The sequence below is a fragment of the Dapis purpurea BLCC-M126 genome, assembly GCF_050015975.1.
In the GTDB taxonomy this organism is placed as follows: domain Bacteria; phylum Cyanobacteriota; class Cyanobacteriia; order Cyanobacteriales; family Microcoleaceae; genus Trichodesmium.
Window position 1 is genome coordinate 17,411 of the sequence record NZ_JBNHER010000212.1, and the last position, 7,634, is coordinate 25,044.

Below are 7,634 nucleotides of genomic sequence, written 5' to 3' on the forward strand. Positions count from 1 at the left end.
ATGAGTAATGAGTAATGAGTAATGAGTAATGAGTAATGAGTAATGAGTAATGAGTAATGAGTCAGTATGATTGTTTATTTATCATTAAACCGCTGTAGGAGTTACCAGGTGAACCTAGAAACCCGGTTTCTCCTAAACGTCTATTGCTCAAAACAACGATTTATCCTAGAAACCGGGTTTCTTTGCGTAAGTCCTAATTAGATTAAACTTTTACTACTTCAGTTTCCATATTATCTGCTGATTTTGAAACAGAATTAGTTTTGACTGCACGGAACATACCAAATCGACAAAGGCCGTTCCCAAATGCCAGACGCATTAGTAGCAAAGTGGGTACTTCTCGTATAGACTTAATTATCCCTGATAAACCAGAGCGAATCATCCCTTGAGGTTTAATTACACCTTGCCAAATGGAATCAAACCAAGAAGGAAGAGTTTCCTGTGTCCAATCTGCTGTTATTACTTCCCCTTCTACTAATCCAGTTTCTGCTATTAGTTCTGAAAAGCCTTCGATACTAGAAAAAGCCGGATGAGACCACTGCTCTAATAATTGACGCATTACAGGTTTTTCCCAAAAATTAAGTGGTTTTTGGCGATCGTCTCGCTGATTCCAGTCCGCTACAACCAATATTCCACCAGGCTTTAATACCCGTATCATTTCTTGAGCATATTTGGCTTTATCAGGCATATGAGGTCCCGCTTCAATAGACCAAACTACATCAAAACTATTATCTGGGAAAGAGAGTGCCAAAGCATCATCTATCTTAAATTTAGCATCAACTCCTTCAGGGGTTAACTCCTGTGCGCGTTGTACTTGTTGAGGACTAATAGTAATACCCGTAACATTAAATCCATACTCTTTGGCTAAAATACGGCTGCTACCACCTATTCCACAACCTACATCTATAACAGTAGTACCCTGGGGTAGCTTATCGACACCACCCCATTTAACCATTTCATGTACAAAGTCATATTTTGCAGTCAAGAAATCTTTCCTTTGTGGGGGAGAGCCATAATGACCTAAATGAATGTGTTCGCCCCAGTAAAATTCGAGGATACCGTCTTCCGTCCATTCATCGTAGGAATTGGCTACAGTTTCTGATGATTCATAACTGCGAGGATTTTTCAGGTAAAGCACAATGCCTATTACTGATAGTAAAAGTATAAGTCCAAGGGTGTAATATAGGTACATGAAAGAAATCGTGGTATTTATTGACAAGTTTATTGGTATTATAGCAGTATTGTTTAAGTGGCGTTGGTGAATTAGGGTATGATTTGAGAAAAGAGCGATCCCTGCGAATATCTATAAGGAACTGGAACATCCAAAAATTTTAGATAATGAATCAGTAAGCGAATTGAATGCTTTAACATCTAAGCGAGATTTTGAGTAGCAAAGAGTTCTTCGATAGCACGCTCAGACAATTTCATCAATTCCAGGCAAGTTGTTGGGCGGTTTGCCCTGGAGCCTGGGGAATATTTGATTGTTCCATCTACCTTAAAGCCCAATGAAGAGGGAGACTTTTTGTTAAGAGTCTTCTACACCAAGGAAGTAACATCTACGAACATTTACAAACCAGAAAAAACGGTAAAGCCCAATTACGAAGCATCAAAAACTTCCAGCGAAATATCGCAAAAGTTCCAGGAAGTCTTCAATAAGTTAGCGGGAAACGATGGGGAGATTGATGCCTATCAGCTAGTTCAGATTCTGGAATCGGTGTCTAAGCAAAAATTTGAGGGCAAGGAAGTTAACATAGAAGTGGCGAGAACTTTGATTGCAGCTTTCGATCGGGATGAATCCGGTAAAATCGGCGTGGAAGAGTTTCAGGAGTTGTTGAACAAGTTGCGTGAATGGAAGGGGGTATTTGCTAAATACGATCGCGACAAAAGCAACAGTATGGATGTATATGAGTTGCGTGAGGCGCTCGACAGCTTGGGGATCAAGGTCTCAAACGATATTCTCTTGAAGACGATTGCCAAATACAGTTCTAAGCAGGGTAAGATCAACTTCCCAGAGTTTCTGCTATGCGTGAACAAACTTGAGCAAGCCTTTGAAACCTTCATGCGTATGCGTACCGATCAAAGCTATGAGCTAATTAGCTGCGATTTAGAGACTTGGATTCGCCATATGCTCTGATGTCTTTTCGTAAGACGTGAGTTGTTTCTAAATTAAGGATATCTTTGTATCGCGCTACTTAAAAAGGGGTGGGGAGATAGGGATGTGATATAAGATCCGGTTGAATACTTGTTATATAGTTGGGGGATAGGGAGATGGGGAGATTGAAGTGTGGATAGAATTATGAACATATACTATATAACCGGATTCTATATGAGGAGTATTTTTCAACTAATTCCAAGAAGACTAAAGCTTTCATCCCAAATTTATGAATTCTAAATTCTAAATTCTGAATTCGGCGTTGGTGAATTAGGGTATGATTTGAGAAAAGAGCGATCGCTGCAAATATCTATAAGGAACTGGAACATCCAAAAATTTTAGATAATAGATAAGATAGGGCTAAAGCCCTACTACAAACAAAATTTTTTTATCACTGATTATCCGGACATGATATCACATTTTATGGTAGGGGCTTTAGTCTGAAAAATCAAGGAAAAATGGGATTTGGAAACCAAATCCCTATAGTTTTTTTCAGAAATAATTTAGGATTGCTATAGCACTATCACTATAGTTTTTAACGACCCTAAGTAATGTCAAAAAATTAAGCTAAACCCACCAATTTTGAACTTAGTTCCCAAAGCTTAATTGCTTTATCATCATCACTTGCTTCATCCGAAACCTCTTGCACAAAAGAGCGACGATCTTTCTTTTGACGATTTCCCCAACTCCAATACATTCCAGACTCTTTATACTCATCATCTTTAACCACAGCAGCAACCCTTTCTCCTGCCAAATCTTGAGAAACATATCCCCCAGTAATATTCTTTTGAAACAATGGGAAAATTTTCTGGAATAAAGGAAAATGATTTCTAAATAAAGGTGTATCTGCTACACATCCAGGATACAGAGAACTAAAAACAATTCCTGTTGACTCGTGATAACGGCGATGTAACTCTCGCATGGTCAAAACATTGCAAAGTTTGCTATCTTTATAAGCTTTACCAGACTTAAATTTCTTGCCATTAATCATCGTAATAGGATCTTTGAAACCTTCTTCAAAACCCTGCAAATCTCCTAAATCTGGAGGTGCTGGAATCGGAATTTTTCCTCCCAACTCTTTCGGGTTAGCTGTCACAGTTCCCAAAATCACCAACCTTTTATCCGTAGCAGGAGACTGTTTCAAATCCTCTAACATAATGTTACATAAGAGAAAATGTCCAAGATGATTTGTAGCGACGCTTAGTTCATAGCCATCTGCACTCCGCATCGGTTCTTTTAACAATGGCAAATATACCGCAGCATTGCATACCAAAGCTTCCAGAGACCTACGACTTTCTCTGAAAGTATTGACAAACCTTTTTACACCCTCTAGACTGGCCAAGTCTAGGTGCATAACAGTGTAACTATCTTTTGCCATCCCTACTTCTTGGGCAACTCTTTCTGCTTTTGAGAGGTCTCGACAAGCCATCACCACATACCATTCACCTGTTTTAGCTAGAGCTTTCGCAGCGTGTAAACCTACCCCTGACGATGCACCCGTGATTATTACTGTCGATTTATGATTTTGTTCCATTCCCAATGAGATTTTGTAAAATTCTATTGACTATTTCCATGATTTTACAACAGATTTGGCCAACTAATAGCAAGCGTGATAGATGTTTGTTACATAAGTATAAAGATATTGCATGGAACATCTCTACAGAATAAGGAAGAGCGAAGTCAAATTTTCTTATTATCAAAACTTCATATTTAAATTAAACCCTCTTGAGATAAAATGTGCTTGAAAATACAGAAAAATTTTTAGTAGTAATTTAGGAATTACAACGCGAAATAATACAAAACAATGAAACGAAGAAAACTAATTAATCACATTGCAGTTGGTGCAAGTGTCGCAACTTTAGCAGCTTGTAGTCAAACCACCACTGAAACTACCTCTACTAATACTGATACCTTGCCTTCTGTCAAATGGAGAATGACTACTAGTTGGCCTCGCTCTCTAGAGACAATTTTTGGTGGGGCAGAAATGGTGTGCGATCGCGTTGCAGCAATGACGAATGGCAGATTTACCATTACCCCCTATCAAGCTGGTGAAATAGTTGGAGGTTTAGAAGTTCTGGATGCTGTCCAACAAGGTACAATACAATGTGGCCATACTGCTAGTTACTATTATGTTGGTAAAAATTCAGCCCTTGCCTTTGGGACCTCTGTCCCCTTTGGCTTAACTGCCCAACAACAGAATGCTTGGTATTATCATGGTGGGGGGTTAGAAATAATGCACAAGCTTTACTCTGACTTTAATATTATTAGCTTCCCTGCTGGTAATAGTGGGACGCAAATGGGAGGCTGGTTTAAACGAGAAATAAAAACGGTTAGCGATCTAAATGGTTTAAGTATGCGTATCCCTGGTTTTGGTGGGGAAGTAATGAAAAAATTAGGTGTAAATGCTCAAGTATTACCTGGTGGTGAAATTTATCTAGCTTTGGAGCGAGGTGCCCTTGATGCTGCGGAATGGGTAGGTCCTTATGATGACAAGAAATTAGGTTTAGATAAAGCTGCAAAATATTATTATTATCCTGGTTGGTGGGAACCTGGTCCAACTTTTGAAGTGCAAGTTAATCTGGATGAATGGAATAAGTTGCCAAAAGAATATCAGGAAATTTTCAAAAGTGCTGCATATCAAGCCAATATAAGTATGCTTGCCCAATATGATGCTTTAAATGGAGCAGCATTAACAGAATTGATCGCAGGTGGTACAGAGTTACGTCCCTACAGTCAAGAAATTTTACAAGCAGCACAGAAAGCAGCTTTTGAATTTTATGAAGAGAAAGCTAGTCAGGATGCAACCTTTAAAGAAGTTTACGAACAGTGGAAAAAATTCCGAGAACAGATTTATAAATGGAACGCTATTAATGAATTGAGTTTTGCTGAGTTTGCCTTTAATAACCCCCTAAAGTGAATTTAGAATTCAGAATTTAGAATTTCTACCACTGACTAAATTTGAGAAGTGTAAGAATATCTTAACTGCTCTAGCAGTTGCTATGAATAAATATAGCTAAGAAAGAATTGCCTCTTGACAATTATTGATGATGAATCTTAGAGAACGGAAATGTTTTTCCCGTTTTTCCCACTGTTCCCTATTCCCTGCTAGAACACATAAATAAATAATGAAACGTCGAAACCTAATTAGTTATACTACTGCTGCTACAAGTGCAGTTGCTTTACCTGCATTAAGTCAAACCGAACCACAACAAATAAAATGGAGAATGACGACGAGTTGGCCGAAATCTCTAGATACTTTGTTTGGTGGAGCGCAGAGGATTTGCGATCGCGTAGCAGCTTTGACCAACGGTAAATTTACTATTACTCCCTATCAAGCTGGTGAAATAGTTGGAGGATTGGAAGTTTTAGATGCTGTACAACAGGGTACTGTAGAATGTGGTCATAATCCTAGTTATTACCATAAAGGCAAAAATTCTGCCCTAGTATTTGCTACTGCTGTTCCATTTGGTTTTACTGCCCAACAACAGAATGCGTGGCTATATCACGGAGGTGGTTTAGAAGCTATACAAAAAGTTTATGCTGATTTTAACGTTATTAACTTCCCGGCGGGTAACACAGGAGCGCAAATGGGTGGTTGGTTTAGGGAGGAAATTAATACTTTAGCTGACCTAAATGGTTTAAAGATGCGCATTCCTGGTTTGGGAGGTGATGTGATGACTAAATTGGGGGTAAATGTGCAGGTGTTACCTGGTGGGGAAGTTTATTTGGCTTTGGAAAGAGGTGCTATTGATGCTGCTGAATTTACAGGACCTTATGATGATGAGAAATTGGGTTTATATAAGGCAGCAAAATATTATTATTATCCTGGTTGGTGGGAACCTGGTCTGACTTTAGATGTATTAGTTAATTTGGATGCTTGGAATAAGTTACCAAAGGAATATCAGGAAATTTTTCAGACTGCTGCTTATGAAACTAATTTGAATATGTTGGCTCAATATGATGTTTTGAATGGTGAAGCGTTGCCAAGATTGATTGAAAAAAGTGTCCAGTTGAAGGTTTTTAGCCCAGAAATTATGAAAGCTGCCCAGAAAGCTGCTTTTGAGATTTATGAGGAAAATGCTAGTAAAAATGTGAGTTTTAAGGAAGTTTATCAACAGTGGAAAAAATTTAGAGAGCAAGTTTTTAATTGGAATAAAGTTAATGAGTTGAGTTTTACTCAGTTTTCGTTTAATAACCCAAAGTGAATTGAGAATTGAGAATTCGTACAACGGAAATGTTTTTCCCACTGTTCCCCATTCCCTATTCCCTGCAATAACACATAAATCAATAATGAAACGTCGCAACCTAATTAGTTATGCTACTGTTGCTGCTACCAGTGCAGTTGCGTTACCTACATTAAGTCAAACCGAACCCCAACAGATAAAATGGAGAATGACCACGAGTTGGCCGAAATCTCTTGATACTGTGTTTGGTGGAGCGCAGCAGATTTGCGATCGCGTAGCAGCTTTGACCAATGGTAGATTTACTATTACTCCCTATCAAGCTGGTGAAATAGTCGGAGGGTTGGAAGTTTTAGATGCTGTACAACAAGGTACTGTAGAATGTGGTCATACTGCTAGTTCTTACTACAAAGGCAAAAATCCTACCCTTGTATTTGCAACTACTCTTCCATTTGGTTTGACTGCCCAACAACAGAATGCTTGGCTATATCATGGTGGGGGTCTCGAAGCGATGCAAAAAGTTTATGCTAATTTTAACATTATTAACTTCCCTGCGGGTAACTCAGGGGTACAAATGGGTGGTTGGTTTAAGCAGGAAATTAAGACTTTGGCTGACCTCAATGGTTTAAGGATGCGTATTCCTGGTTTAGGAGGGGATGTAATGAACAAGTTGGGAGTAAATGTGCAAGTTTTACCCGGTGGGGAAATTTATTTAGCTTTAGAAAGAGGAGCTATTGATGCTACTAAATGGACAGGGCCTTATGATGATGAAAAGTTAGGTTTTTATAGGGCTGCAAAATATTATTATTATCCTGGTTGGTGGGAACCTGGTGCGACTGTAGATGTATTGATTAATTTAGATGCTTGGAATAAGTTACCACAAGAATATCAGGAAATTTTTCAAACTGCTGCTTATGAAACTAATTTGAATATGTTGGCTCAATATGATGTTTTGAATAGTGAAGCGTTGCCAAGATTGATTGAAAAGGGTGTTCAGTTCAAGGCTTTTAGTTCAGAAATTATGGAAGCTGCTCAGAAAGCTGCTCTTGAGGTTTATGAGGAAAATGCTAGTAAAAATGGTAGTTTTAAAGAAGTTTATCAACAATGGAAAAAATTTCGAGAGCAGATTTTTAATTGGAATAAAGTGAATGAGTTAAGTTTTGCTCAGTTTTCGTTTAACAATTCCCTAAAGTGAAGTCAAAATTCAAAACTCAAAAGTCAAAAGTAAGATTTTACAGGCTATAAACTTAGTGAAGTCAAAATTCAAAACTCAAAAGTCAAAAGTAAGATTTTACAGGCTATAA

General features: G+C 38.2%; 6 protein-coding genes. 4 read left to right on the forward strand and 2 right to left on the reverse strand.

Annotation, left to right across the window (positions count from 1 at the left end; translation table 11 throughout):
- Nucleotides 1-202: 202 nt before the first annotated feature.
- Nucleotides 203-1,189, reverse strand: coding sequence for a methyltransferase domain-containing protein (locus ACP6PL_RS18620; RefSeq protein WP_426546766.1), 987 nt, complete (start codon nt 1,187-1,189; stop codon nt 203-205).
- 285 nt (nt 1,190-1,474) lie between these two features.
- Here ACP6PL_RS18620 and ACP6PL_RS18625 point away from each other — a divergent pair, with 285 nt between their 5' ends.
- Nucleotides 1,475-2,131: an EF-hand domain-containing protein gene (locus tag ACP6PL_RS18625; RefSeq protein ID WP_426546767.1), complete on the forward strand. Its 657-nt coding sequence runs from the start codon at nt 1,475-1,477 to the stop codon at nt 2,129-2,131.
- A gap of 580 nt (nt 2,132-2,711) precedes the next feature.
- Here ACP6PL_RS18625 and ACP6PL_RS18630 read toward each other — a convergent pair.
- Nucleotides 2,712-3,683 (reverse strand): protochlorophyllide reductase, encoded by a 972-nt coding sequence (locus tag ACP6PL_RS18630; protein ID WP_426546768.1) that lies wholly within the window; start codon nt 3,681-3,683, stop codon nt 2,712-2,714.
- Between the two features lie 270 nt (nt 3,684-3,953).
- Between ACP6PL_RS18630 and ACP6PL_RS18635 the strand changes: the two genes are divergently transcribed.
- The 3 genes from ACP6PL_RS18635 to ACP6PL_RS18645 all read left to right on the forward strand — a co-directional run bounded on the left by ACP6PL_RS18635 (nt 3,954) and on the right by ACP6PL_RS18645 (nt 7,525).
- Nucleotides 3,954-5,066 (forward strand): TRAP transporter substrate-binding protein, encoded by a 1,113-nt coding sequence (locus ACP6PL_RS18635; protein ID WP_426546769.1) that lies wholly within the window; start codon nt 3,954-3,956, stop codon nt 5,064-5,066.
- A gap of 208 nt (nt 5,067-5,274) precedes the next feature.
- Nucleotides 5,275-6,354, forward strand: a complete 1,080-nt coding sequence (locus tag ACP6PL_RS18640; protein WP_426546770.1) for a TRAP transporter substrate-binding protein — start codon at nt 5,275-5,277, stop codon at nt 6,352-6,354.
- Between the two features lie 85 nt (nt 6,355-6,439).
- The gene (locus tag ACP6PL_RS18645) at nt 6,440-7,525 is read left to right on the forward strand and encodes a TRAP transporter substrate-binding protein (RefSeq protein WP_426546771.1); all 1,086 of its coding nucleotides are present in this window, start codon (nt 6,440-6,442) and stop codon (nt 7,523-7,525) included.
- Nucleotides 7,526-7,634: the final 109 nt, after the last annotated feature.

Bases quoted from the DNA above. Each gene is read 5' to 3' on its own strand.
- ACP6PL_RS18620 (WP_426546766.1), bottom strand. From the start codon at position 1,189: ATGTACCTATATTACACCCTTGGACTTATACTTTTACTATCAGTAATA.
- ACP6PL_RS18630 (WP_426546768.1), bottom strand. From the start codon at position 3,683: ATGGAACAAAATCATAAATCGACAGTAATAATCACGGGTGCATCGTCA.
- ACP6PL_RS18635 (WP_426546769.1), top strand. From the start codon at position 3,954: ATGAAACGAAGAAAACTAATTAATCACATTGCAGTTGGTGCAAGTGTC.
- ACP6PL_RS18640 (WP_426546770.1), top strand. From the start codon at position 5,275: ATGAAACGTCGAAACCTAATTAGTTATACTACTGCTGCTACAAGTGCA.
- ACP6PL_RS18645 (WP_426546771.1), top strand. From the start codon at position 6,440: ATGAAACGTCGCAACCTAATTAGTTATGCTACTGTTGCTGCTACCAGT.